We start from the raw sequence: 23564 nt of genomic DNA, 5'->3' as shown, positions 1-23564 counted from the left end.
GCTGTTCTTCAACCTGGGCGTCGAGATCGGCCAGTTGATCTTCGTGATCGCCGCGATCGCGCTGTACCTGATCCTGCGCAAAGCCTCGGCGTATCTGCGTCTGCGGGCCTATGCGCCGGTCATCGCGCGCCATGCCAGCGCGGCGCTCGTCGGAACGCTCGCCTCCTACTGGCTGGCCGAGCGCACGGTCGCGCTGTTCGGCTGATCCTGCAGGATCGCGCAAGAATGACAAGCCGCGCGCCGACACGCGCCGCGCAGAGGAAACGAACTCCCGGAGCATGCGATCGATGAAGCCATCCCAAAGGCGCCCTATCCTGGGTCGTCATATTTCGACACTCGCCGGGATCATGATTCTGGCCGCTTCTCCCCTGGCTGCGGCACAGGATCAGGTGCGGGACGACGATCATGACATCATCGTCTACGGCCGTTCCCTTCCCCAGATCGGCTCTGCGATCTCCGGATCGCAAGGCGTCGTTGGCTATCGTGATTTCGAGGACAAGCCATTGTCCCGCGTCGGCGAACTGGTCGAAAATGTGCCCGGTGTAATCGCCACCCAGCATAGCGGCACCGGCAAGGCGAACCAATATTTCCTGCGCGGCTTCAATCTGGATCATGGCACCGATTTCGCCGCGTTCGTGGACGGCGTACCGATCAATATGCGCAGCCACGGCCATGGGCAGGGCTATCTCGATCTCAACTTCCTGATCCCGGAACTGATCGAACGGATCGATTATCGCAAAGGCCCCTATTTTGCCGATGTCGGCGACTTTTCGGCGGCCGGCACGGTGATGTTCAAGACGATGGACAGGCTTCAAAGACCGATCGTCGAGGCGACCACGGGCAGCTATGGCTATTATCGCGCGCTCGCCGCTGGGAACGCCACCGTGGGAAAGGAGACCTGCTAGTCGCGTTGGATGGCACGCTGTCCAACGGACCCTGGACGCTCGACGAGGATCTGCAGAAGACCAATGCGCTGGTCAAATATTCTCAAGGCACGCCCGATCATGGCTGGAATTTCGGCTTTACAGGCTATCGTGCACGCTGAAAATCCGCTTTGATATCAGGAGCGATCTTCAGCGCGGCATTCTCGTCGGCGCTCGCTTTGGATAACAGGGTCCGGGACCAGCAGTCTCGGATCATAGGGGGTATTCCAATTCCAGTTCCGGTCGGGGACAATAAAGAACCAGATGGTAATGGACGCGGGTCAGGTTCCCACCTTCGATCACCGGGAGGACGTTGATCCGTTTACCGTGTCTGACGCTGGCTTTTCCATAAACCTGACGATTCAGAAGGTTCATGAAGTGACTAAAGCACTTCCTGGCTTCGTACATGTCGATCTTCTGGTATCGACCGGTCAGACCCCCGACCCCACCGATCCCCTGCTTTAACGTCAATGTCACAGCAAAGGGACACGTAAACCGACGAATGTCGACGAACGAAAGCACGGACTGACGGTAGGCTGATTGTTCTGTTATTGTTCTCATGACGTGACGTATTGAGGGTAGACCCTATATTTAGATTTGAAATGACGTGGGGGTGGACAGAATTACTATAAAATCTGTCTATTCCCTCTACGAGGGTGAATTTCACCAATACCCCACGGACATCCCGGGGAAATTAATTTGGCTTTTTTTGGATATCAGGGGATCGTCGCTAGCGACGAGACGTCCGTTGGGGACTGTCTCTGACCATCAGGTGATCGATTGCCAGTGATATAGGTTTCGTTATGAAACTGGTGCCGCTTACAGGACTCGAACCTGTGACCCCCGCATTACGAATGCGATGCTCTACCAACTGAGCTAAAGCGGCGTCCGGGGGCCAGATAACAGCGCATTGGCGCCAGGACAAGCGGGCAATTCACCGTCGTGACCCAACCCGCCCCCTTCGGCTCTTTACATCATATTTACCATCGCATGCCAATGTGGTTCCGCAAGGAAAGCTTTCCAGTTTCGAGGACAACCCGATGGACACTCTGCGGGGGCATGATGCCGCCAATGATCAGGACGATTTCGATTATGCCGATGACGCGGCAATCGAGAGCCCGCCTGCCGTCGTGACGGACGAGCGCCGCCTGCAGGTTCGCGCTTACAGCTATTGGGCCTCGCTGCTCGGTGACCGGACATTGCCGTCGATTGAGGATCTTTCCCCAGACCAAATGGAGGATTTTGGACCGCGCAGCGTATTACTCGACTTTACGGCAGGCACGGATAACCCCGCAATCGTCTATCTCGGCACCGATCTGCGCCGGGAATGCGAGATCGAGGGCGTCATAACCCATATCAAAGATGTGCCCGCCCGCTCATTGCTGTCGCGCCTCACCGATCATTATCTCCAGATTCTCGCCAATGCAGCGCCGATCGGGTTCGAAGCCGAGTTCATCAATCAGCGTGGTGCGGAAATCCTGTATCGCGGGATATTGATGCCCTTCTCCTCGGACGATGATTCCATCGATTTCGTCTTCGGAGTCATCAACTGGAAGGAATTGGCCGGACGCGACCAGATCGACGCGCTTGAACGCGAAGTCGATGCGGCATTACGAAGCGCGCCCTCCGTACGGGCTGTAACGTCGGTCTGGACCGATGGCCATATGACCGAGCCGGCATTGACCCATCCCTCCGTCGATTTCAACCGTCCGACCGAATCGACCGGCGATACGTCCTTGATCGGATTGCTCGCGCTCGCCCGGGACGGAGCCGAACTGGCGTGCACCTCTGAAACACGCAGCCATTCGGCGCTCTACCGCGCCATCGGCCTGGCCTATGATTTCGCGCTTCTGACTGACAATGCGCCGCAGGATTATGCGGCGCTGTTGCGCGACGCCGGAATCAAAGTGCAGGCGCGAAGTCCGATGACCGCTATCGTCAAACTTGTCTTTGGTGCGAGCTACGACAAGACGCGGATCACCGAATATGCGACCGCGCTGGACCATGGCTGGGCGGCGGGCCTGACCACCGGCAGTCTGGGCGATTATCTCGGCAACTATCCCGGTGGCCTAAAGGCGCTGGTGCGCGACGCGCGCGCCACGCGCCGCGCTGAAGCGCTCCCAAAGACCGATAGAAAGCGCGACGCACGTATCGCCATGAAGGCGGCCGCAGCACTCGATCCGCTGGCGATAACGACCGATCAGGATGGCCTGGCAGTCGTCGTCGCACGGCGGGAAGCCGATGGCTCTCTCGCCATCGTCGCTACCCTGCCCGAAGGGTCGGATCTGGGGCAGCGCGTGATGTCTGCAGCCGCCCGCTGACGGCGGCCATCTGATCGCAGCGGACTTGAGACAGTCATGGCGATAGCCGGGCGCGCGATGACGCCGTTCATTGTGCATCGCATCATTATTACAAAATGGCGAAACTATATTTCGACTTTCGGTTGAGCCGTGGCGGGCGCACGCGCATATAGGCCTCAGGCCGGAAAGACATATGGATGGCAATCCGGCGTCTATTTGGCTCCTAGATGGCGGGCTCGTCCGCCCTGAAAAGGTAGGCGCATGACGGCCCTGACTAACACCCAGACGATCAAGATGGATCAATACGTTGGCAAGGCACTGGTAGCGGCCTTGTCGCAAGGTGCGCTGCCCGGCGAGAGCGAGGGATTCGATGCCGAAGCGGCAACCACCGCCGCCGCTTTCATCGCCGGCGCGGCTTCCACACGCAGCCCGGGCCACCCGGCAATCGCCATCGAAACGTGGGGTGAGGGCGCGACTGGCCGATTTATGCGGATCGCGGTGATCAATGACGATATGCCGTTCCTGGTCGACTCGATCGGCAATGCGCTGGCGGCGATGGACATCACCATCTACCGGCTGCTCCACCCGGTCCTTTCCGTGGCTCGCGACACTGACGGCACGCTCACTGCGATATTGGATGATGATGCGCCCGGTGCCCGCCGGGAATCGGTCGTCTATATCGAGGCTGATCGCGTCGACGCCAAGGCACGGCGCGCACTTGAATCATCGCTGCGCCACACCCTGGCCGATGTCCGCGCCGCTGTGGCGGAATGGCCCCGGATGCGTGAAGCCATGGCGGCGGACGCGGACGCCGTTCCGGACGAGGAAGGTGCCGCGCTGCTTCGCTGGTTCCTGGCGCGGCACTTCACCCAGATCGGCCATGAGCGCCACGCGCGTGGGGGCAAGACCGACCATCGCCTCGGTATCTGCACGCTGGATCGAAAGGCGCTGCTGGCCCCGGCGTCGATCGAGGCCGCCTTCAGCTGGTTCGAAGAGGGCAGGCGCACCCCGCTGATCCTCAAATCGAACCTGATCTCGCGGGTCCATCGCCACGTCCTCATCGACCTCATCATCGTTCCGGTGCGCGAGGGCAAACAAGTGACGGCCCTGTCGGTCCATGCCGGCATGTGGACCAGCGCAGGCCTCGCCGCGACGCCGGACAAAGTGCCGCTGCTGCGTTCCGCGCTGTCATCGCTGATGGACAAGTTCGGCTTCGACGCGGGGGGCCATGCCGGCAAGACGCTGGCCCACGCACTGACCGCCCTGCCCCATGACATATTGATCGGTTTCGACCGGGAAACGCTCGAACGGCTCGCGCTGACGTTCATGTCGCTGACCGATCGGCCCCGTCCCAAGCTCGCGCTCGCCACCAGCGCGTTGGCGCGACATCTTTACGCATTCGTATGGCTACCGCGCGATGAACTCAGCACCGCTCGCCGCGTGGCGGTGCAGGAGATGCTGGCTGACGCCGCCCATGGTCATGTGCTCAGCTGGTCGATTGCGCTCGAAGAAGGCGGGCTTGCGCTCTTGCGCATCACGCTTGACCTGCGCGAAGGCGGTATCGTGCCGGACGACGCGGCGCTGGACCGACAATTGAAGCAAATGGTGCGTGGGTGGCTCCCGTCCGTCGAAGAAGCGCTGGCGCAAACCGAGGAGGGCGGCCGCGCCGCCGCGCTCGCTCAGCGATTTGCGCCCGGGTTCCCGATGGCCTATCGTAACGGCGCTGGCCCTGCGGAAGCGGCGGTGGATATCCGCCGGCTGCACGGCCTGTCCGGCCCAGGCGATAAATCCATCCGCATCTATCGCAACGACGACGATAGCCCTGAACGCCTGCGCCTCAAGCTCTACAGCAATGATGTCGTTGCGCTGTCGGACGCCGTGCCTGCGTTCGAGAATTTCGGCTTTCGCATCATCGACGAGATGACCACTCCGGTGGACGGCGGCACCTTGGGGCATGTTCAGCGGTTCGTGCTGGAATTGCCGGAGGGTGGCGACGCGGCCGACGTGATCGCTCGCGCGGATATCGTGACCGAGGCGATCGCCCAGGTGCTGGAAGGCGTTGCCGAAAATGATCGCTTCAACGAACTGATCGTGACCGCGGGGCTGGCGCCCCGATCGGCCGTGCTGTTCCGCGCGCTGTTCCGTTACCTGCGCCAGACCGGCATGGCCTATGGCATGGCGACCTTTGCCGATACGCTGCGCCACGAACAGGATCTTGCCCGCCAGTTGGTTTCCCTGTTCGAAGCACTGCACGATCCGCGCGCGCGGCATGATGCGCAGGCGCGTCTGGAACAGGCGCAGGCAGCGATCGACGCCGGCCTCGAAAACGTCACAGCGATCGACGAAGACCGCGTGCTGCGGTTGCTTCGGGCCGTCATCACCGCCACGTTACGCACCAATTTCTTCAGCGCCGCGGCCGTGGAAGCGCTGGCGTTCAAGCTGGACAGCGCGCTGATCCCGGGCCTTCCTGCCCCCCTCCCTTGGCGGGAAATCTGGATTTATTCGCCCCGCGTCGAGGGCATCCACCTGCGTGCCGGGCCGGTGGCGCGTGGCGGTCTGCGCTGGTCGGACCGCCGCGACGATTTCCGCACCGAGATATTGGGCCTGATGAAGGCGCAGCGCGTCAAGAACGCCGTCATCGTGCCGACCGGCGCCAAAGGCGGCTTCTATCCCAAGCAACTGCCCAACCCGCTGACAGATCGCGACGCGTGGATGGCCGAAGGCACCGAAAGCTATCGCATCTTCATCCGCGCGCTGCTGTCGGTAACCGACAATCTGGTCAAGGACGTGGTGACGCATCCGCCGCAAGTGGTCATCCACGATGGCGACGATCCCTATTTCGTGGTCGCCGCCGACAAGGGCACGGCAAGTTTCAGCGACATCGCCAACGCCATCGCGCTGGAGCGCGACTTCTGGCTGGGCGACGCCTTCGCCAGTGGAGGTTCTCACGGCTATGACCACAAGGCGATGGGCATTACCGCAAAGGGTGCCTGGATCAGCGTTCGGCGACATTTCGCGGAACTGGGCACGGATATTCAAAGCGAGCCTGTCAGCGTCGTCGGTTGCGGCGACATGTCGGGCGACGTGTTCGGCAATGGCATGTTGCTCAGCAAGGCGATCCGGCTCATCGCGGCGTTCGACCATCGCCATATCTTCCTTGATCCCAATCCCGATCCAGCGATCAGCTGGGAAGAACGCGCGCGCTTGTTCGCCCTGCCGCGATCGAGTTGGGACGATTATGACAAGCGCCTGATTTCCGCAGGCGGCGGCGTGTTCTCGCGCGCGCTCAAGAGCATCCCTCTGACTTCGCAGATGCAGGCGATGCTGGGCGTTACCGACAAGGCGATGGAGCCCGCCGCGCTCGTTGCGGCAATCCTCAAAAGTCCCGCCGACCTGCTGTGGTTCGGCGGCATAGGCACCTATGTCAAAGCCGCTGCGCAAAGCCATGGCGAGGTGGGCGACCCTGCCAATGACCGGCTGCGCGTCGACGCAGAGCAGTTGCGCGTGCGCGTCGTGGGCGAAGGCGCCAATCTGGGCGTGACGCAGGCGGCCCGCATCGCCTTCGCCCTGCATGGCGGGCGCATCAACACCGACTTCATCGATAATTCGGCTGGGGTCGACTGTTCGGACAATGAGGTCAATATCAAGATCGCGCTGAATAAGGAGATGGCGGAAGGCCGGCTGAGCTTCGAGGCGCGCAATCGCCTGCTGATCGATATGACCGACGCCGTGGCGGAGCTCGTGCTTGAGGATAACCGGCTTCAGGCGCTTGGCCTCTCCATCGCCGAAACGGGCGGCGCCGCCGATCTGGCCAGCTATGTGCGCTTGATCGAAACGCTGGAAGACGAAGGGCGGCTAGACCGCAGGGTCGAGGGGCTCGCGGCCAACGACCAGTTGTTGAGGCGAGGCCAGGATGGACAGGGGCTCACCCGCCCGGAACTCGCCGTCCTCCTCTCGACGGCAAAACTCGCCTTGCAGGACGCAATCGAACATGGCGCGCTTGCGAGCGATCCCAGCCTTGGCGGCGAACTCGCCGCCGCCTTCCCCCGCGCGATGCAGGAGAAGGAGGCGGACGCAATCGCCGCGCACCAGCTACGCGGACAGATTATCGCCACCAAGGTAGCCAACCGCATCGTCAACCGCCTCGGCCTTATTCACCCATTCGAACTGGCGGAGGAAGAAGGCTGCTCGCTCGCGGACCTTGCCAACGCATTCCTGATCGCCGAGCGGCTTTACGATATCGGCAGCCTGTGGTCGGACATCGATGACGCGGACATGTCCGAAGCTGCGCGGCTTGCGCTGTTCAACGACATCGCCGGCGGGATGCGCGCGCAGATCGCCGATATTTTGCGCAGCTTGCCCGCCGGTACTCTACCCGAAACTGGCTATTCCAGGCTGGCGCAAGGCGTGACAAAGCTCGCCGCAGAGGTGGATAGCCTCCTCACCGGCGAGGCGGTTCGCCGGACCGCCGCAGTCACCGACCGCCTCCTGGCGCTCGGTGCGCCCGAGGCCCTTGTCCATCGCGCAGCCGGCCTCTTCAAGCTCGACGGTGCGGTCGGCATCGCGATGCTGGCCAGACGGTTGAAGGTCGACGAGGTCGCGCTGACCCGCGCCTTCACGCATCTGGGCGAGGCCGTTGGCATTGATTGGGTGCAATCTGCGGCCGCTCGCATGACGCCCAGCGATCCGTGGGAGCGGCTGCTGATTTCAGGCGTGGCTCGCGATATGCAGCAGGTGCGGCTCGAATTTCTCGCCCAGGGCGGGGGAAGCGGCGGCGGGAAGAATATTAGCTCGTATGTAGATAAATGGCTGGAAGAAAAGCAGCCGCGCATTCGGCAGTTTCGATCGCTCGTCCAACGCGCCAAGGCCGTGGCTACACCGAATGTCGCGATGCTGGCCGAAATCGCAGGCCAGGCGCGCGGTCTGCTGGGGCGGTAATCGGACGTCATCATACATATTGATACAAATTTCAGCGAAGGTCGGTTTGCAATTGCGAGTCGTTCGCGTTATTCGGAGGCCCAATCTTAGGAATGCCCCCACCCGATGCACGCTCCGGTCGCCGCCAAGCCGAAAAAGAAAAAGATCCGCAGCTTCTGGCTTAAGCAATTGCATAGCTGGCACTGGATCAGTTCGGCCTTCAGCCTCATCGGCTTGCTACTGTTTGCTTTCACCGGTATCACGCTCAATCATGCGGCGGATCTGGAAGGGGCGCCGCAAACGGTATCGAAGTCCGCCACCTTGCCCGCGCCTTTGCTCAAGCTGATCGCGCCCGATGACGCGCCCGACGCCAAGAAGCCATTTCCCGTCCCGGTTGGGCAGTGGGTCGAAAAAACGATCGGTCAGCGCGGCAGCGGCATCGCCGAATGGTCGGCGGACGACGTCTATCTGGCGCTTCCCCGGCCAGGGGGAGATGGCTGGGTCTCCATCGACCGGCGCAGTGGCGAAGTCACGAGCGAGGCGACCAGCCGGGGTTGGATCAGCTATCTCAATGACCTGCACAAGGGTCGCAACACCGGCGGCGTCTGGCAATGGTTCATCGATATCTTCGCCGCCGCCTGCTTCCTTTTCGCACTGACCGGCCTGCTGTTGCTTCAGTTGCACGCCGCCAAGCGGCCGAGCACCTGGCCACTGGTCGCGCTCGGCCTTGCCATTCCGGCGGTCCTCGCCCTCGTGTTCATCCATTAAGGGGAAACCAGCTTCATGCCGATCAGCCACAGACTTGTCCTGACAGGCGGCGCCGCCTTCGGCACGTTGAGCGCTCTCGCGACGCCCGCGATCGCCGAAACGCTGAACGTCAGCCTCGCCATACCACGCCTTACGGTGGCCGAATATCATCGCCCCTATGTCGCGATATGGGTCGAAAAAGAGGGCGCGGCTCCACGCACGCTGACGGTCTGGTATGATTTCGACAAGGCCAAGGGCGAAGGCACGAAATGGCTACGCGATGTGCGCCAGTGGTGGCGCGCCTCCGGGCGGACCATGACGTTTCCCGCCGATGGCGTCACCGGCGCCACCCGCGCCCCCGGCGACCAGAAGATCAGCTTCGCCACCGGCAAGGGGCCGCTCGGCGCGTTGACGCCGGGCAATTATACGCTGGTCGTGGAAGCGGCGCGCGAAGTGGGCGGACGCGAACTGCTTCGCCTGCCCTTCGCCTGGCCGCCCAAACCGCGTGCCGTGGTGAAGGCGCAGGGCAGCAGTGAATTGGGGGCGGTCAGCCTCAGCTTCGGCAAATAACAGGGGATAATTTCATGAAAGCGAAATATCTGATCGCAGCGGCGCTGGGCGCACTATGCCTTTCATGCGCGGCACAGGCCCACCGGCAATGGATGCTGCCATCCTCCACTACCCTCTCGGGCACCGACGCCTGGGTTACCGTGGACGCCGCCGTTTCCAACGATTTGTTCTATTTCGAGCATAATCCGATGAACACGGACAATATCGTCGTCACCGAACCGGACGGCGCGGTCGGCAAGATCGAAAATATCGGCAAGGGCCGCTTTCGATCGACCTTCGACGTTCACCTCACCAAGCCGGGCACCTATCGCATCGCGTCGGCATCGACCGGGATCATGGGAAGTTACACGCTGAACGGTGAGGTCAAGCGCCTGCCGCGCGGCACCACCAAGGACTCGCTGGCGGCGGCCATTCCGGCCGGCGCTACGAACGTCCAGACGGCCGAAGCATCCAATCGGAACGAGATTTTCATCACGCTGGGCGCGCCTACCACCACGGTTTTCAAATCCACGGGTAGCGGCATCGAACTGGTGCCCGTCACCCACCCCGACGATCTGGTGGCCGGTGAGGCCGCAGCGTTCCAATTCCTGCTCGATGGCAAGCCGGCGGCTGGCCTCAAGCTCACCGTCATCCCCGGCGGCATCCGCTATCGCGACTCGCTGGGACAGATGGACCTCGTCGCCGACAAGGACGGCAAGGTTTCGATCACATGGCCGACGCCCGGCATGTACTGGCTGAACGCCAGCATCGGCGGTGGCCGAGAAGGCGGCGAAGGTGGCGGGCCCGGTGGCGGCCAAGGCATGGGCGGGCCCGGCGGTCAGGCCCCGCGCGCGCCCGGCGCTGGCCAGGGCGGCGATGGTGCCCCCCGCCCCGCCCCGTCCGGCCCCCCGCAGCGCCGCGCGAGCTATGTCACTACACTGGAAGTGCTGGCCCCCTGAGCCGGCAACCCCACGGCATCCGGATTGCGATTCCCCCAAGCCTTTCGCCCGATCAGTTCGATGGGGCCGAGAGGCCCGGGCCGATCCTGGACCTGTCCGGGCCGACCATGGGAACCACCTGGTCGGCCCGCATCGTCGATGCCCCCCCTCATTGCGCGGGCGTGATCCATTCCATCCTCGCGCACGTCATAGGCGAGATGAGCAATTGGGAAGCGGGGTCGGACGTCAGCCGCTTCAACGGGGCACCGGTCGGAGCGTGGGTCACGCTGCCCGATAACCTGTTATGTGTGCTGCGCGCCGGGCTGGACGTCGCCCGAATGTCGGAAGGCGCATTCGATCCCGCGATCGGCAGGATGATCGGAACATGGGGCTTTGGCCCGCCCGGCGCGCGAGGCGAGCCAGCATTGCATCCGTCGTCCGCACCGTGGCGATCTATTGATGTCGAGCCGGGCCGGGCCAGGCGGCGAAGCGACGTGCAACTCGACCTCTCCGGCATCGCCAAGGGCTTTGCGGTGGACGCTGTGGCAAGGGCGCTGCTGGACCTTGGCGTCCAACATTTCCTGATCGAAATTGGCGGCGAGTTGCGCGGCGCTGGCGTAAAGCCTGATTTACAGCCGTGGTGGGTCGATGTGGAAACCCCGCCCGGTCTCTCCCTGCCTGCGCTGCGGATCGCCTTGTGCGGCCTGTCCGTCGCGACATCGGGCGATTATCGCCGCTTCGCCATGGAAGATGGCGTGCGCCTGTCGCACAGCATCGATCCGGCGAGCGGCGCTCCGGTCGCCAACGACGTCGCCTCGGTTACGGTGCTGCACGAAAGCGCGATGCTGGCCGATGCATGGGCAACGGCGATCATGGTCATGGGCCATGATCGGGGGATGGCACTGGCAACTCGAGAAGGCCTCGCCGTGCGGCTGATCCGTCGGCAGGGCGACAAGGGCCAGGAATATATGACGCCGGCGCTGGCGGCGATGCTCGATTAACGCCCTGATCCGTCAGGCGTCGGCCCAGCGGCGCAACAGGTTATGGTAGACCCCGGTCAGGCGGATGACCGCCGCATGGTCCTGCCCCACTTCCGACGCGAGCGCTTGAATACTGCTGTCGAGGTCGAACAGCGTCTGGCGCGCGGCATCGTCGCGCACCATCGACTGAATCCAGAAAAAACTCGCGACCCGCCGCCCGCGCGTCACTGGTTCGACGCGATGCAAACTGGATGAGGGGTAAAGCACGGCATGACCGGCAGGCAGCTTGACCTGCTGCACCCCGAAACTGGTTTCCACAGTCAGTTCTCCGCCGTCATAAGCGTCCGGGTCTTCCAGAAATACGGTCATCGACAGGTCTGACCGCACCCGGAATGTCGTACCCTTCTGGATGCGGATGGCGTTGTCGACATGAGTCCCGAACGCCTGCCCGCCGGCATAGCTGTTGAACAGCGGCGGGAAGATGCGCTGCGGCAGGGCGGCGGCGATGAACAGCGGATTCTTGCCCACCGCGCCGAAGACGATCTGCTGCGCCTGCCGCGCCGCGTCGCTATCCTCGGGCAATTGCAGGTTGCGCTTGGCGAGTGCCGACTGTGGGCCGGATGTCACATTGCCGTCGACCCATTCGGCGGCGTCGATCGACTGACGGATGGCTGCGACTTCGGTCGCGTCGAGCAGGTCGGGAATGGCGATGAGCATGGTCTGGCCGGGGCCGCCTCAGTTTTTGATGACGAAAGGAATTTCGACGACCCCCTTCACCATCACGGGATGGCCGTCCCGCATGATCGGCGACCAGCGCCAGCCGCGCACCGCGTCTCTCGCCGCATCGTCCAGGCGCGAAAATCCGCTGCTTTGCGCGATCGAGATGGTGGCGACACGTCCGTCCAGCCCGACGACCAGCGACAAAAGAACCGTGCCCTGCTCACGCTTGCGCCGGCTTTCGACGGGATAGCGGGGCGGCTTGCCTGACACCATCTGTGCGGAAATGTCGCCGCCCTGCACCGTGCTGGGCGCAGCCGGCGCGCTCGGAGCGGGCACCGGAGGCGCGGGCTTGGCGACGGAGACAGGCATCGAAACGGGCGAAGGCTCGGATGTCGTCTGTATCTGCGGTGGTTGCGCCACCGGGGTGCGCACGATCGGCGGTGGCGCGACCACGTCCGGCCGGGCCGGCGGGGGCGGCGCTTCAGCAGCGGGTGGTGGAGGAGCAGGAGGAGGCGTCAGGTTAACAACAGTGAGCTTCTCTTCCTTGTGCCGGACATAATGGCTGCGCACATGGATGAGAGCGAAAATCAGAATGGCGTGGATCGCGACGACCAGAATGATGCCTGGCAGGCTGACGGAGCGATGCGCCCTATAGCGATCGCTGCTAAGCGGCGACGGTGCAGGGATCGAGATCGAAAGCGGCTCGGCAGCCAGCGCATCGGTGCCCAAGTCGGGCACACCGCCATGCTCTTCATACCTGTCAGCTACTCTGAGCATATTGCCGCGAACCCCTCCGACATCAGCGTCGGGTGCTCGCTCATAGCTCACACCCTAATGCGAATCAATTGCACACATGCGTAGCCGCATATTGGTCGAACGGGCGGCGGTCCGAGGAGGAGGCCCCGCCGCCCGTTCGTACCCCCGGCAAGGGACGAATGCCGGGGGAAGGTCAGATCAGAAGCTGTAGGCAAGCGTCAGCGTGGCCGATCGTGCTTCACCTGGCGTCGCCCAGCCATTGTTACGAATGCGCGTATAGTATTTTTCGTTGGTGAAGTTCTGAACGTTCACCTGCGCCGTCAGCCCGTTGTTGAAGGCGTAGGACAGGAAGGCGCGGTGAGTCAGATAATCTTTCGACCGAAAGATGGGCGTCAGGGTTGAAGACGGCACCGGCGTGGCGGCGGTCAATGCGCTGTTGTTGAGCGCGAACGACCCCTGATAGGTAAAGCCGTAACCAACCTGAAGCCCGAACGGCAGCTGGTAGGTGGTGAACAGGCTGCCCGAATATTTCGGCGTGTTGTTCAACTCGTTGCCGGCCTGCGGATCGGGGACGGCGACCGAATTGCCGCACGGGTTTGTGAACGCACCGCCCGGCGTCGCCGACGGTTGCAGGCCGGGATTGGCCAGGCAATAGTCGGATACGCTCTGGATGACCTTGCTCTTGAGATAGGTGAAGTTGGAGAAGATCGTCCAGTTTTTCGTGATGTTGCCGGTCGCGCCCAAGGCGATGCCGTCGACCCGCGAGCGGCCATCGAGCACCTGAATGTCGGGAAGCCCCGGTTCGAACGGCGATACACGATAATTGGTGCGCTCGTTGCGGAAGAAGGCGGCGGTGAGCTGGAGGCGGTTATCGACCAGATCCCACTTACCGCCGATCTCGTAATTTTTCGCGCCTTCTGGCTTCACGACGCAGTTGGCATCGGTGCAGGCACCGTTGACGGAGGCCTTGGACGGCGTCTTGCTGTTGCCGAACGCGGCGTAGATGCTGGCGTTGGGGGCGGGCTTTACGACCACGCCGATCCGGTAGGAAAACAAATTATCCTTGTTGCGGAACGTCTTGCCGACCAGATGATCGCCACGCTGATAAGCGGCGCCCTGCGACAATATGCCGTTGAAGGGGGCGACCGCATCGGTCCGGCTACGGCCTTCATTCTTCTCGTAGCGAACGCCGCCGTTCAGCTCGATCCAGTCGGTCAGCTTGACCGCATCGAACAGATAGGCGGCATAGTTGGTCTGCTCGCCGACTGTGTAGGATGTCTGGGTGAAATTATAGGGTCCGGTATAGACATTGGCGCTGGCCGGATCGGCAATATTGCCGAACGGCAGGCGGCGCGCCACGGTCGAACGATCATAGGGATTGGTGCCATCCGCGTTGCGCAGCACGCCGCCGCCGACAAGATCGAACTTCTCCCAGGTCGCCGACGCGCCCAGGACGAGCGAATGTTCGATCCCGCCGGTGTTGAACGTCGCCTTGAGGTCGAGCTGGTTATAGGCGAGCTGGTTGCGGGTGTCGCGGACATTGCCCTGCGGTCCCGTCAGCAGATAGGAACCGGTCGGGACAGGTATCGCGACAGCCGCGGGCGAGGCGAAAGCGGTTGCGGTGCCTGCCGAGGCTGCCGCTGTTGCCGTGGTGCACGCGGTGCCCGTCGGCGTCCGCCCCGAAGCGAGGCAGAATGTCCCCTGCGGCGCGGTGGCGATCGTGGTCTGGCGAACGTCCTGCCAGCGGGTCAGGTTGCGGATCGACACCTTGTCGCTGAAATCATGATCGAAGATCGCGGTGAGGGAATCGAGGTTGATCTTCTGGCTGTCCACGCCGCGCAGTCCATAATAGCCTTTGCGGTCGAAGCCCTGCGGCACCCCCCCGGCGACGGCGTAAAAGGGCACGCCATATTGCGGGATATTGTCATCTTCCTGATGCAGATAGGCAAAGGTCAGGCGCGTCGGGGAATCGATGCCCAGCGTCAGCGACGGCGCGATGCCCCAGCGCTTGAATTTCTCATAATCGCGACCCGGCACGTCGTTGCGGTGGAACATGCCGTTCAGCCGGAACGCCATAAAGTCGTTGACCCGCTTGTTGGCGTCGATCGTGGCGCGATAATAGCCGTCCGTGCCGACGCCCGCATTGATGACGCTAAGGTCCTCGGCCTTGGGCAGCTTCGTTGCAAGGTTGATGTTACCGCCGACCGATCCGGCACCCGAAACCGCGCCATTGGCGCCGTTAAACACTTCGATCTGTTCCAGATTGAACGTGTCGGAGCGGGTATATTGCGCGCTGTCGCGCACGCCATCGACGGTGATGTCGTTGTTCGCGCTATAGCCGCGCAGGTTGATGCTATCGCCATAGCCGCCGCCGCCTTCGCCCGCGCCAAAGGTGATGCCGGGAACGGTGGACAAGACGTCGCGCAAGGTCAGCAGATTCTGTTTGGAGATGGTCTGATTGCCAATGACGGTGATCGTCTGCGGCGTGTCGAGCAGCGGGCGCACATATTTGGGCGACTGTACCTTTTCGACCTTCACCGGCGATTCGTCGATCGCGGTGTCGGTGACGGTCATCCCGCCAAGCTTCTGCGCCGGCGCATCGGTTTGCGCGTGGGCGGCGGCACCCATCGCGAGCATGCTGACGCAGCCCAAGGCCAGAAAAGATGAATGGCTGTTCGATTTGGACATGTGGCAAGATCCCCTTCGTTGCTGGGGCGCCTGCTATTGCGAACAGTTCTCAGAGTCAAACGCTATTGCAAAACATTCTTATTACGGCGCGCGAAAAATGTGGTCGAACAGCCAGCAACGAATGGCGCTCGCCAAATTGGGAGGGGCAGGCGCGGCCATTCGGGCGAGATCGATGTTCGCGACCAAGGCGTTTATCGGCAGCCCGCGCTCGGCCGCGGCAGCACGCAACGCGTCCCAGAAAATCGGCTCAAGGCTGATTGCTGTCTGATGCCCGGCGATAGTGACGCTGCGCTTGACCGGCGGCGCGAAAGGTGGCGGCGCCCCGGTGCGGTCGTCGCCCCTTTCCATCAATACATGTGCTGCCCGCCATTGATCGACAAAGTGCTGCCGGTCACGAAGCCGGCCGCGTCGCTACAGAAAAAGGCCACGCCGCGCGCGATTTCGCAGGCATCTCCCAGCCGCCCGACCGGGATTTTGGCGACGATCTTCTCCAGCACCGGCGCAGGCACCGCAGCGACCATGTCCGTATCGATATAGCCTGGCGCAATGGCGTTGACGGTAATGCCGAACTTCGCGCCTTCCTGCGCCAATGCCTTGGTAAAGCCGTGGATACCGGATTTTGCGGCGGCATAGTTGACCTGGCCATATTGACCCGCCTGTCCGTTCACCGAACCTATGTTGACGATGCGCCCCCAGCCGCGCTCCCGCATGCCGCCGAACGTCGCCTTTGACATGTTGAAACAACCACCCAGATTGATGCGCATGACGTCGTTCCAGTCGTCGAAGCTCATCTTGGCCAGCACGCCGTCGCGCGTGATCCCCGCATTGTTGACGACTATATCAACCGGCCCGAGCGCTTCGGCGACTTGCGCGCAACCGTCAAGGCAGGCCTGGTGATCGCCCACATCCCATTTGAAGGTCGCGATGCCGCTTTCCTGCGAGAAGGCCTGCGCCTTCTTCTCGTCGCCGGCATAGTTTGCCGCGACCGTGTATCCCATATCCTGCAATGCCAGACTGATCGCCTTCCCAATACCGCGCGTTCCACCCGTAACGACAGCTACTTTGGTCATATCAGCCTCTCCTATGTCACTCAGTCACACTCTCCATCATATCCACCCGGCCAGTTCTCGGCGGTTAAGAATCTGATACAGATTGATAGCCTCCTCAGAGCCGTTCAAACAACTAAAATGGGCGAAAAACTGCCCTCCGGCAGCAATAAAATCTTGCTTGCCCCGGATTGCGATTTCTTCCAGCGTTTCGAGGCAATCCGCTGCGAATCCCGGCGTCAGCACGACTATTTTCTGCACGCCTCGCGCGGGCATTTGCTTGAGCACTATGTCGGTCGCAGGCTCCAGCCATTTTGCGCGCCCGAAGCGCGATTGGAACGTCACGCGGACTTCCCGATCAAGCGCGATCGATAATAGCCGCGCCGTCTCCTGCGCCTGATCGTAATAGGGATCGCCTAATATACGCGTCCGTTCGGGCATGCCGTGAAAGCTGGCGAGAAGAAGGTCCGGCGCGAAATCGAGGGTGTCGAGTTGGCGCTGAGTAGACGCGCGCAGCGCCTCGATATAGGCCGGGTCGTCGAAATAGGGCGGCAGGGTGCGGATCGCGGGCTGCACGCGCCGTTGCTGGAGAGCCGCGAATACGGCATCCAGCGCCGTCGCCGTCGTCGCCGCGCAATATTGCGGATATAGCGGCGCAACGAGGATACGGTCGCATCCCCTCGCCATCATGGCATCGATGCGGCTGGCTATCGACGGATTGCCGTAACGCATCGCCCAGTCGATGATAAGCTCCTGCCCCATCCGCGCCTGTAATGCTTCGGCCGCTGCGCGTGTGAAGACGGCGAGCGGCGACCCCTCGTCCGTCCACACCTGCGCATAGGCGTGCGCCGACTTGCGCGGTCGGGTAGGCAGGATCGCCCCGCGAAGGATCGGTTGCCAGATCAATTGCGGGATTTCGACGACGCGGGGATCAGACAGAAATTCGCGCAGATAGCGACGGACGGACCCGGCGTCGGGCGCATCGGGCGTGCCGAGATTGATGAGGAGAATACCGACTTTGCTCATGGCGCAATCAATCCTGCGAGAGCAGCGGCAAGCTGCGAAAACGTTGACCCGTGACGGTGTGCAGCGCGTTGGCGATGGCGGGAGCAACCAACACTGCGGCGATTTCGCCACCGCTCCCCGGACTGGCGGTGCTGCGGATCAATTCGACGGTCATCTCGCCAACATCACCGAGACGCGGCAGCCCCATGCGCCCGAGCATGGCTCGCGTCGGCAGGCCCCGCTCATAAGGGACAGACGCGCCCATCGCGGCGGCCAGGCCGTAGACAAGGCCACTCTCGATCTGCTGCCGGGCGATGTCGGGATTGATCTGGTCGCCGCAATCCACTGCGGCAACGATCCGCCCGACGCTCAATCGCCCACCGGCCATTCCGGCCTCGATCATCACCGCGCCATATACGCCATGCATCATGTGAGCGGCGATACCCTGCCCGCTGCCCGCGATACCGCCCTGCCAGCCTCCCATGGCCGCGGCGGTCGACAGGCAGTGGGCCAGGCGCGGATTGCCGCCCAGCATCTGGATGCGGAACGACATGGCGTCGATTCCGGCTAGGTTGGCGAGTTCATCCATGAAGCATTCGGTGAAGAATGCGCCGTACATATCCGCATTGCCGCGCGAGAAGCCGAGCGGCAGGCCTATATCGACTGGATAATGATCCACCGCATAATTGGGGATGGCATAGGGCGGTGCCATGCCCGACACGGCTAAGCGGCTCGCCACGTCCGAAGCGGCCGCCGCCGCAGCGCGCGGCGATGCTCCATGCGCGACGCGCGCCCAAGTCTGTGTCATCGCGCAGGGCGCGGCGACCTTGGCCAGCCAGCCCTCGATCGCGCCCTTGCGCCCGAGCTTTGCCGCCATGCGCGCATGGGCGGGCGTGCTTGGCCGGTCCTGGATAACATCCTCCAGCCGCGACCACAGCAGTTGCACCGGCTGCCCGATCTCGCGAGCTAGCAGCGCCGCCTGTGCGCCAACCTCGACATCCATCTTACGCCCGAAGGAGCCGCCGGCGTGGAGAGGATAGAGCGTGACCGCAGCGTCGGAGAGGCCAAGCGCGGCGGCGATCGCGGTGCGGGCCAGTCCGGGGGCCTGGGTCGCCATCCACACTTCCACGCTTGCATCCGTCACGCGCGCGGTGGCGCTCATTGGCTCCGGCGCCAGATGCAGTCCGGCATCGACCTGATATTCGCTCGCGAGGATGGTCGCGCCCTCAAACACCGGAAGCAAATCCCCCTGCGCGTAGAGTCGCCGTCCCGCCGAACCTGCAAAAGCGGCTTCCAGCGCGGCGTCGATTCCTTCGCTGTCCACCGGTTTTCCCCGCACAGCGAACACCGGATCGGCAAGGTCCAGCGCCTTGTTGGCCGCCCACCAGTTTGAGCCGATGGCGGCCAGCCAGCGTTCATTGCGCACCAGCCGGATGAAGCCCGCTACCGACCTCGCCGCCTTTTCGTCGACGCTCGCCAGCGTGGCATCGCCGATCGGGCCCTGCCGGATCGAGGCGAAGACCATGCCGGGCAGACGGATATCGGCGGCAAAATTATGACTGCCGTCGATCTTCGAAGGCGAATCGAGCCGGGGCAGATCCTCGCCCGCCAGCCGCCCGTCCAGCCCTTGCCGGTAAGGCAAGATGTCCGGCAGATCGAACCCCGCCGCCCCAGCGGCGACCTCGCCCAGTTTGAACGTCCGCTTAGCCCCGTCGCGGATGACGCCGTCCACGATATCGCAGCTTTCCCACGGCACACCCCACCGCGCGGCTGCCGCCTTGCACAGCAGCACCCGGGCCGCAGCGCCCGCATCGCGATAGGCCGTGCGGAACATCGGGACGGATGTGCCCCCGCCCGTGAGCATCAGCGATTGCCGGGTCGCATATTGATCGAGCGCCCAATCCCCTAAACCGCCCGCGACACGCGTCCAGTCGCTCGCCAGCCACTCACGCGCAAGCAGGGTGTTGGCGTAGAGCGGGCTGACCGGCGCACTCTGCACCGCGACAGAGCGCCAGTCCGCACCCAGCTCGTCGGCCAGAATCTGTGGCAGGATGGTCGTAATCCCCTGCCCCGTTTCGGTCTGGGGCACGATGACGATGATCTCGCCCGCACTATCGATCTTGAGGAAGGCGTCGAAGACCGTTTCGGTCGGCCCGACGTTGAGGTTGGGCCGGTAGGAGCGCGGCCAGGCGGCCCAGGCGAGCAACAGCCCCGCCGCCGCGCCGCCACCCACCAGCAGGGTCCGACGGTCGACGCCACCCCTTTTTGCCTGCTTCCGCGAACTGCGCCCCATGCGCGACTGATAGGGGCAGGGCCGGCCGCGTGCAAAGGGTTAATCGGCAGCGACCGGCGCCAGTCCGAGCCGGCGGATCTCGATAGCGGGGCAATGATCCATAACTACTTTAAGGCCCGCGGCTTCGGCGCGGGATGCCGCCTCTCCATTGACGACCCCCAGTTGCATCCACACCGCCTTTGCGCCGGCGGCGATGGCTTCGTCCACGGCCTGCCCGGCTGCGGCGCTGTTGCGGAATATGTCCACGAGGTCGATCGGGACGCCGATATCGGCAAGGCTGGCCCAGACGAATTCGCCATGCACATGCTCGCCCGCAATCTGTGGATTGACGGGCAGGACGCGATAACCATGATTTTGGAGCGTCCGCATGACGCCGAAGCTCGGGCGATCGGGCCGGTCGGAAATACCCACGAGCGCGATCGTGCGGGTTTCGTTCAGCAGATCGGCAATATCTTGCGAGGCAGTGAGCGGCATGGCGATGTCCTTCTAAGCCTGTGCGAGATGGAAGGACGCGGGGGTGAGCAATGCGTTCCGTACGAACGTAGCCGCGCCACGCCTTTCAGTTCATCGCCAGGATCATATTGCGGACCTGCGGATAAACCTGCTTTTCCCATTTGCTGCCCGAAAATACCCCATAATGGCCCACCCCCGGCTGGAGGTGGTGGCGCTTCAGATGCGGCCGCAGGCTGGAGCAGAGCCCATGCGCGGCGGCGGTCTGACCCACGGCGCAGACATCGTCCCGTTCGCCTTCGACGGTCAGCAAGGCCGTTTTGCGAATCGCGCCCGGATTGACCCTGCGCCCGCGATAGTCCAGTTCGCCCTTGGCCAGCAGCGTACGTTGGAATACGCGATCGACTGTTTCCAGGTAGAATTCGGCGGACATGTCGAGCACCGCGAAATATTCGGCGTAGAAATCCTTGATCCGGTTCGCCTCGATCTCGTGGCCGTCGGCAAGCAGCTGGTATAATTCCCGATGCTGCGCACCATGCCGCTCCATATTCATCGACATGAAGGCCGCCAGCTGGAGAAACCCCGGATAAACCTGACGCCCGCGCCCGGCGTAGCGGAACGGCACCTGCGTGATCAGCGTATCTTCGAACCATTCGATCGACTTCTCGTTCGCCAGTTCGTTGACGACCGTCGGCGCCGCGCGGGTATCGATCGGCCCGCCCATCAGGGTCATCGACCGAGGCGTTGCCGGGTCGTTATCCTCCGACATCAAGGCGACGGCAGCCAGCGCCGGGACGCAGGGCTGGCACACCGACAACAGATGCGCACCGGGGCCCAACTGCTGGAAAAATTGCATCGTATAATCGACATAATCGTCGAAACCGAACTGCCCGTCGCTCAGCGGCACGTCGCGCGCGTTCTTCCAGTCGGTAATATAGACGTCATGATCGCGCAGCATGGTTTCGACCGTGCTGCGGAGCAAAGTCGCGAAATGGCCCGACAGGGGAGCCACGATCAGCACGCGGGGCTGGGCGGTTTCGACATCGTCCTTTGCAAAATGCAGCAGGTTGCCGAACGGCAGGTCGAACACGATTTCTTCCCGCACGGCGACCATGGCATTGCCGCTGCGCACTTGCCCGATGTCATAGGCCGGGCGACTGTGAGTCAGTCTCGCCCCCTGGAATACATCCATCAACGCAAACATCCGGCGCGGCATCGCCCAGTCCGCGACGGGTCCGATATTGTCCCTCATTCCCAACGCGACCTGCGCCGCAAAGCGCGCGGGCGCGAGCATGTCGGTGAAAACCTGGTAACCGCTGTAGAGCATGCGCATGATGTCAGAAGACCCTTTTTTCCAGCCTAGTTACCGATTCAATCTTGTGTCAACGCTATACATGGTTTTCATGTTGCACTGCATCATGAATAAAAAAATGGATTCGGAAAGGAAACAATTATCATGGCGGTCGCGGAACTGACCCTCTCTAGCAAAAATTATTCCTCCTGGTCACTCCGGGGCTGGCTGCTGTGCCGGCTTGCTGGCCTCAAGGTGGTGGAAAAGACGATCGCGCTGGACGATCCCGAAAACCGCGCCGAACTACTGCTATTATCGCCTTCCGTGCTGGTACCGCGCCTGACCCATGAGGGGGCAAGCGTGTGGGACACGCTTGCGATTGCCGAATATCTCCATGAACTCTATCCCAATGTCGCGATGTTCCCCGCTGACCGGATTGCGCGCGCGCATTGCCGTTCGGTGTCGGGCGAAATCCATTCGGGCTTTTCCAACCTCCGTTCCGCACTGCCGATGAACCTGAAGGTGCGGCACGAGAAATTCCCGATCTTCTCCGGTGCCAAGGCCGATATCGAGCGGATTGAGACGATCTGGGCCGAATGTATCGACAGCTATGGCGGCCCCTGGCTGTTCGGCGCGGAGCCGACCGTGGCGGACGCCATGTTCGCACCCGTGGCACAACGCTTCATCACCTATGCGGTCAAGCTTTCGCCCAAGGCGGTCGCCTATTGCGACACCATCAACAGTTGGGACCTGATGCGCGAATGGATCGAGGACGCGCGTGCCGAACCCGATGACATGGAAGAGCTCGAGATCGAGTTCTGATCGGGGCTAGCCTCTAATCCCCGCGAGCCACTCGCCCACCATCGCCCGCCCTGCCGCCACGGCGCCCGGCCCATGGACATCATGGTCGCGCCGCAGCGCAATCCCGCACTGCCGCGCATCGTCGAGATCGGCCCAGAAATGGGTCAGCCAGTCGTCGAAGCGCGGGTCCTCGCCCATCTCCGCGTGGAATTGCAAGGCCAGTATATTCCGGCCTCGCCGGAACGCCTGATGCGCATAGACGTCGCTCGATGCGAGCAATTCGGTGCCCGGTGGCAGGTCGAACGTGTCACTATGCCAGTGCAACAATGGTACCCCGTCCAGGTGGCGCAACGGCGAAGCCGCCCCGTCCGCGTTCAACGCCACCGGCGCGAAACCCAGCTCCATGCGCCCGCCAGGGTAGACCGGCGCGCCGAGCGCCGCCGCGATCATCTGGCTGCCCAGGCAGACGCCCAGCGTCGGCCGGTCCCGTTCCAGCCGGTCGGCAAGTTTCGCGATCTGGATCGGTATCCAGGGGTGGAGGTCCTGTTCGTAAACGCCCATCGGCCCACCCATCATGATGAGCAGGTCGGGCGAGCACAGGTCGACGCCGGCAAAGGCCGGATCGCCCACGTCGATGCGGTCGATCGCATAGCCTGCCGCCTCGATCGGCTGGAGATAGCCCGCCGCGCCTTCGCGCGGCACATGGCGAACGATGAGTGCCTGTTTCATTGTCGCGCCAGTCCTAAGGGATTGCGCGCAAGGGGACCACCCATGGCCTTCTTGAGCGCCTGAAATTTTCGCTATTCGCCAGCCCGGCGCGAACCGCGCCTCAGGCGCGCCTCATCCGCCACAGCGCCGCAAAGCCGATCGCGCTCCAGATGATGTTGAGCACCATCGACGGTATCGCGCCGTGCCACCATGTGTTGAGCACGAAAAGGGCGGCGCCGACGGCGTTCATCCACTGGAATGCGGCCGAACTGCCCGATACCCGCGTTATAGAGACCAGAATATAGGCGCCCAGCACCAATATCGCGCCAATCCAGCCGGCAATTTCAATGAACAAGGATATTGGCATGCACGCCCCCGTCAGGCCCTCGGTGCGCGGCCAATCTGAAAAAACAAAGGGCTCCCTCCTTTCTGAGAGAGCCCTTCAAACCTAT

Annotated in this window: 22 protein-coding genes and 1 tRNA gene; 11 read left to right on the top strand and 12 right to left on the bottom strand. The window is 62.9% G+C overall.

The window, feature by feature from the left end; all coding sequences use genetic code 11:
- The 4 genes from WG907_RS06115 to WG907_RS06100 form a co-directional block, all read left to right on the top strand.
- Positions 1-205 (top strand): HupE/UreJ family protein (locus WG907_RS06115; RefSeq protein ID WP_522012756.1); only part of this gene is annotated, 205 nt, incomplete at its 5' end.
- 142 nt (positions 206-347) lie between these two features.
- Positions 348-905: a TonB-dependent receptor plug domain-containing protein gene (locus WG907_RS06110; RefSeq protein WP_340231773.1), complete on the top strand. Its 558-nt coding sequence runs from the start codon at positions 348-350 to the stop codon at positions 903-905.
- Positions 906-910: 5 nt separating this feature from the next.
- Entirely contained in the window at positions 911-1045 is a 135-nt protein-coding gene (locus WG907_RS06105; RefSeq protein WP_340231771.1) for a hypothetical protein, read from the top strand.
- Between the two features lie 148 nt (positions 1046-1193).
- Positions 1194-1388, top strand: a complete 195-nt coding sequence (locus WG907_RS06100; protein WP_340231769.1) for a hypothetical protein — start codon at positions 1194-1196, stop codon at positions 1386-1388.
- A gap of 345 nt (positions 1389-1733) precedes the next feature.
- On the opposite strand, the gene WG907_RS06095 is transcribed toward WG907_RS06100, so the two are convergent.
- Positions 1734-1809: transfer RNA gene (locus WG907_RS06095), tRNA-Thr, on the bottom strand.
- A gap of 154 nt (positions 1810-1963) precedes the next feature.
- On the opposite strand from WG907_RS06095, the gene WG907_RS06090 reads away from it, so the two are divergent.
- From WG907_RS06090 to WG907_RS06065, 6 genes are all read left to right on the top strand, one after another.
- Positions 1964-3244: a PAS domain-containing protein gene (locus WG907_RS06090; protein WP_340231768.1), complete on the top strand. Its 1281-nt coding sequence runs from the start codon at positions 1964-1966 to the stop codon at positions 3242-3244.
- Between the two features lie 240 nt (positions 3245-3484).
- The gene (locus WG907_RS06085; RefSeq protein WP_340231767.1) at positions 3485-8161 is read left to right on the top strand and encodes an NAD-glutamate dehydrogenase; all 4677 of its coding nucleotides are present in this window, start codon (positions 3485-3487) and stop codon (positions 8159-8161) included.
- Positions 8162-8266: 105 nt separating this feature from the next.
- Positions 8267-8908 carry a PepSY-associated TM helix domain-containing protein gene (locus tag WG907_RS06080; RefSeq protein ID WP_340231765.1) on the top strand — a complete coding sequence of 214 codons (642 nt, stop codon included), beginning with the start codon at positions 8267-8269 and terminating at the stop codon, positions 8906-8908.
- Positions 8909-8923: 15 nt separating this feature from the next.
- Complete coding sequence (locus WG907_RS06075) at positions 8924-9457, top strand: DUF2271 domain-containing protein (protein ID WP_340231763.1); 534 nt, start codon at positions 8924-8926, stop codon at positions 9455-9457.
- A 14-nt stretch (positions 9458-9471) separates the two neighbouring features.
- Positions 9472-10395 (top strand): DUF4198 domain-containing protein, encoded by a 924-nt coding sequence (locus WG907_RS06070; RefSeq protein ID WP_340231761.1) that lies wholly within the window; start codon positions 9472-9474, stop codon positions 10393-10395.
- A gap of 107 nt (positions 10396-10502) precedes the next feature.
- Positions 10503-11375, top strand: a complete 873-nt coding sequence (locus tag WG907_RS06065; protein WP_340231760.1) for an FAD:protein FMN transferase — start codon at positions 10503-10505, stop codon at positions 11373-11375.
- Positions 11376-11387: 12 nt separating this feature from the next.
- On the opposite strand, the gene WG907_RS06060 is transcribed toward WG907_RS06065, so the two are convergent.
- The 9 genes from WG907_RS06060 to WG907_RS06020 form a co-directional block, all read right to left on the bottom strand.
- On the bottom strand, positions 11388-12071 hold the full coding sequence (locus WG907_RS06060; protein WP_340231759.1) for a Fe2+-dependent dioxygenase: 684 nt from the start codon (positions 12069-12071) through the stop codon (positions 11388-11390).
- A gap of 18 nt (positions 12072-12089) precedes the next feature.
- Complete coding sequence (locus tag WG907_RS06055) at positions 12090-12851, bottom strand: energy transducer TonB (protein ID WP_340231758.1); 762 nt, start codon at positions 12849-12851, stop codon at positions 12090-12092.
- A gap of 177 nt (positions 12852-13028) precedes the next feature.
- Positions 13029-15518 carry a TonB-dependent receptor gene (locus tag WG907_RS06050; RefSeq protein WP_340231756.1) on the bottom strand — a complete coding sequence of 830 codons (2490 nt, stop codon included), beginning with the start codon at positions 15516-15518 and terminating at the stop codon, positions 13029-13031.
- Between the two features lie 81 nt (positions 15519-15599).
- On the bottom strand, positions 15600-15866 hold the full coding sequence (locus tag WG907_RS06045; RefSeq protein WP_340231755.1) for a ribbon-helix-helix domain-containing protein: 267 nt from the start codon (positions 15864-15866) through the stop codon (positions 15600-15602).
- Positions 15866-16588 (bottom strand): acetoacetyl-CoA reductase, encoded by a 723-nt coding sequence (phbB, locus tag WG907_RS06040; RefSeq protein ID WP_340231754.1) that lies wholly within the window; start codon positions 16586-16588, stop codon positions 15866-15868. The genes WG907_RS06045 and phbB overlap by 1 nt, the downstream gene beginning before the upstream one ends.
- A gap of 36 nt (positions 16589-16624) precedes the next feature.
- Complete coding sequence (gene hemH, locus WG907_RS06035) at positions 16625-17590, bottom strand: ferrochelatase (RefSeq protein ID WP_340231752.1); 966 nt, start codon at positions 17588-17590, stop codon at positions 16625-16627.
- Positions 17591-17597: 7 nt separating this feature from the next.
- Positions 17598-19862, bottom strand: a complete 2265-nt coding sequence (locus WG907_RS06030; protein WP_340231751.1) for a molybdopterin cofactor-binding domain-containing protein — start codon at positions 19860-19862, stop codon at positions 17598-17600.
- A gap of 39 nt (positions 19863-19901) precedes the next feature.
- Complete coding sequence (locus WG907_RS06025; RefSeq protein ID WP_340231750.1) at positions 19902-20336, bottom strand: CoA-binding protein; 435 nt, start codon at positions 20334-20336, stop codon at positions 19902-19904.
- 85 nt (positions 20337-20421) lie between these two features.
- Positions 20422-21645 carry a polyhydroxyalkanoate depolymerase gene (locus tag WG907_RS06020; RefSeq protein ID WP_340231749.1) on the bottom strand — a complete coding sequence of 408 codons (1224 nt, stop codon included), beginning with the start codon at positions 21643-21645 and terminating at the stop codon, positions 20422-20424.
- A 123-nt stretch (positions 21646-21768) separates the two neighbouring features.
- Between WG907_RS06020 and WG907_RS06015 the strand changes: the two genes are divergently transcribed.
- The gene (locus tag WG907_RS06015; RefSeq protein ID WP_340231748.1) at positions 21769-22425 is read left to right on the top strand and encodes a glutathione S-transferase; all 657 of its coding nucleotides are present in this window, start codon (positions 21769-21771) and stop codon (positions 22423-22425) included.
- Between the two features lie 6 nt (positions 22426-22431).
- Here the strand turns inward: WG907_RS06015 and WG907_RS06010 are convergent, their stop codons facing one another.
- Both WG907_RS06010 and WG907_RS06005 read right to left on the bottom strand, forming a co-directional pair.
- Positions 22432-23133: a glutamine amidotransferase gene (locus tag WG907_RS06010; protein ID WP_340231746.1), complete on the bottom strand. Its 702-nt coding sequence runs from the start codon at positions 23131-23133 to the stop codon at positions 22432-22434.
- Positions 23134-23233: 100 nt separating this feature from the next.
- Positions 23234-23479 (bottom strand): CBU_0592 family membrane protein, encoded by a 246-nt coding sequence (locus WG907_RS06005; RefSeq protein WP_340231745.1) that lies wholly within the window; start codon positions 23477-23479, stop codon positions 23234-23236.
- Between the last annotated feature and the right edge of the window lie 85 nt (positions 23480-23564).

It is taken from the genome of Sphingobium fluminis (assembly GCF_037723805.1).
GTDB lineage: Bacteria > Pseudomonadota > Alphaproteobacteria > Sphingomonadales > Sphingomonadaceae > Sphingobium.
The sequence above is the reverse complement of the archived record's forward strand: the minus strand, read 5'-3'. Positions and strand labels throughout refer to the sequence as shown.

Excerpts from the sequence above, each read along its gene's own strand:
- WG907_RS06110 (WP_340231773.1), top strand. The coding sequence starts at position 348 with ATGATTCTGGCCGCTTCTCCCCTGGCTGCGGCACAGGATCAGGTGCGG.
- WG907_RS06100 (WP_340231769.1), top strand. The coding sequence starts at position 1,194 with ATGGACGCGGGTCAGGTTCCCACCTTCGATCACCGGGAGGACGTTGAT.
- WG907_RS06090 (WP_340231768.1), top strand. The coding sequence starts at position 1,964 with ATGGACACTCTGCGGGGGCATGATGCCGCCAATGATCAGGACGATTTC.
- WG907_RS06085 (WP_340231767.1), top strand. The coding sequence starts at position 3,485 with ATGACGGCCCTGACTAACACCCAGACGATCAAGATGGATCAATACGTT.
- WG907_RS06080 (WP_340231765.1), top strand. The coding sequence starts at position 8,267 with ATGCACGCTCCGGTCGCCGCCAAGCCGAAAAAGAAAAAGATCCGCAGC.
- WG907_RS06075 (WP_340231763.1), top strand. The coding sequence starts at position 8,924 with ATGCCGATCAGCCACAGACTTGTCCTGACAGGCGGCGCCGCCTTCGGC.
- WG907_RS06070 (WP_340231761.1), top strand. The coding sequence starts at position 9,472 with ATGAAAGCGAAATATCTGATCGCAGCGGCGCTGGGCGCACTATGCCTT.
- WG907_RS06065 (WP_340231760.1), top strand. The coding sequence starts at position 10,503 with ATGGGAACCACCTGGTCGGCCCGCATCGTCGATGCCCCCCCTCATTGC.
- WG907_RS06060 (WP_340231759.1), bottom strand. The coding sequence starts at position 12,071 with ATGCTCATCGCCATTCCCGACCTGCTCGACGCGACCGAAGTCGCAGCC.
- WG907_RS06055 (WP_340231758.1), bottom strand. The coding sequence starts at position 12,851 with ATGCTCAGAGTAGCTGACAGGTATGAAGAGCATGGCGGTGTGCCCGAC.
- WG907_RS06050 (WP_340231756.1), bottom strand. The coding sequence starts at position 15,518 with ATGTCCAAATCGAACAGCCATTCATCTTTTCTGGCCTTGGGCTGCGTC.
- WG907_RS06045 (WP_340231755.1), bottom strand. The coding sequence starts at position 15,866 with ATGGAAAGGGGCGACGACCGCACCGGGGCGCCGCCACCTTTCGCGCCG.
- phbB (WP_340231754.1), bottom strand. The coding sequence starts at position 16,588 with ATGACCAAAGTAGCTGTCGTTACGGGTGGAACGCGCGGTATTGGGAAG.
- hemH (WP_340231752.1), bottom strand. The coding sequence starts at position 17,590 with ATGAGCAAAGTCGGTATTCTCCTCATCAATCTCGGCACGCCCGATGCG.
- WG907_RS06030 (WP_340231751.1), bottom strand. The coding sequence starts at position 19,862 with ATGGGGCGCAGTTCGCGGAAGCAGGCAAAAAGGGGTGGCGTCGACCGT.
- WG907_RS06025 (WP_340231750.1), bottom strand. The coding sequence starts at position 20,336 with ATGCCGCTCACTGCCTCGCAAGATATTGCCGATCTGCTGAACGAAACC.
- WG907_RS06020 (WP_340231749.1), bottom strand. The coding sequence starts at position 21,645 with ATGCGCATGCTCTACAGCGGTTACCAGGTTTTCACCGACATGCTCGCG.
- WG907_RS06015 (WP_340231748.1), top strand. The coding sequence starts at position 21,769 with ATGGCGGTCGCGGAACTGACCCTCTCTAGCAAAAATTATTCCTCCTGG.
- WG907_RS06010 (WP_340231746.1), bottom strand. The coding sequence starts at position 23,133 with ATGAAACAGGCACTCATCGTTCGCCATGTGCCGCGCGAAGGCGCGGCG.
- WG907_RS06005 (WP_340231745.1), bottom strand. The coding sequence starts at position 23,479 with ATGCCAATATCCTTGTTCATTGAAATTGCCGGCTGGATTGGCGCGATA.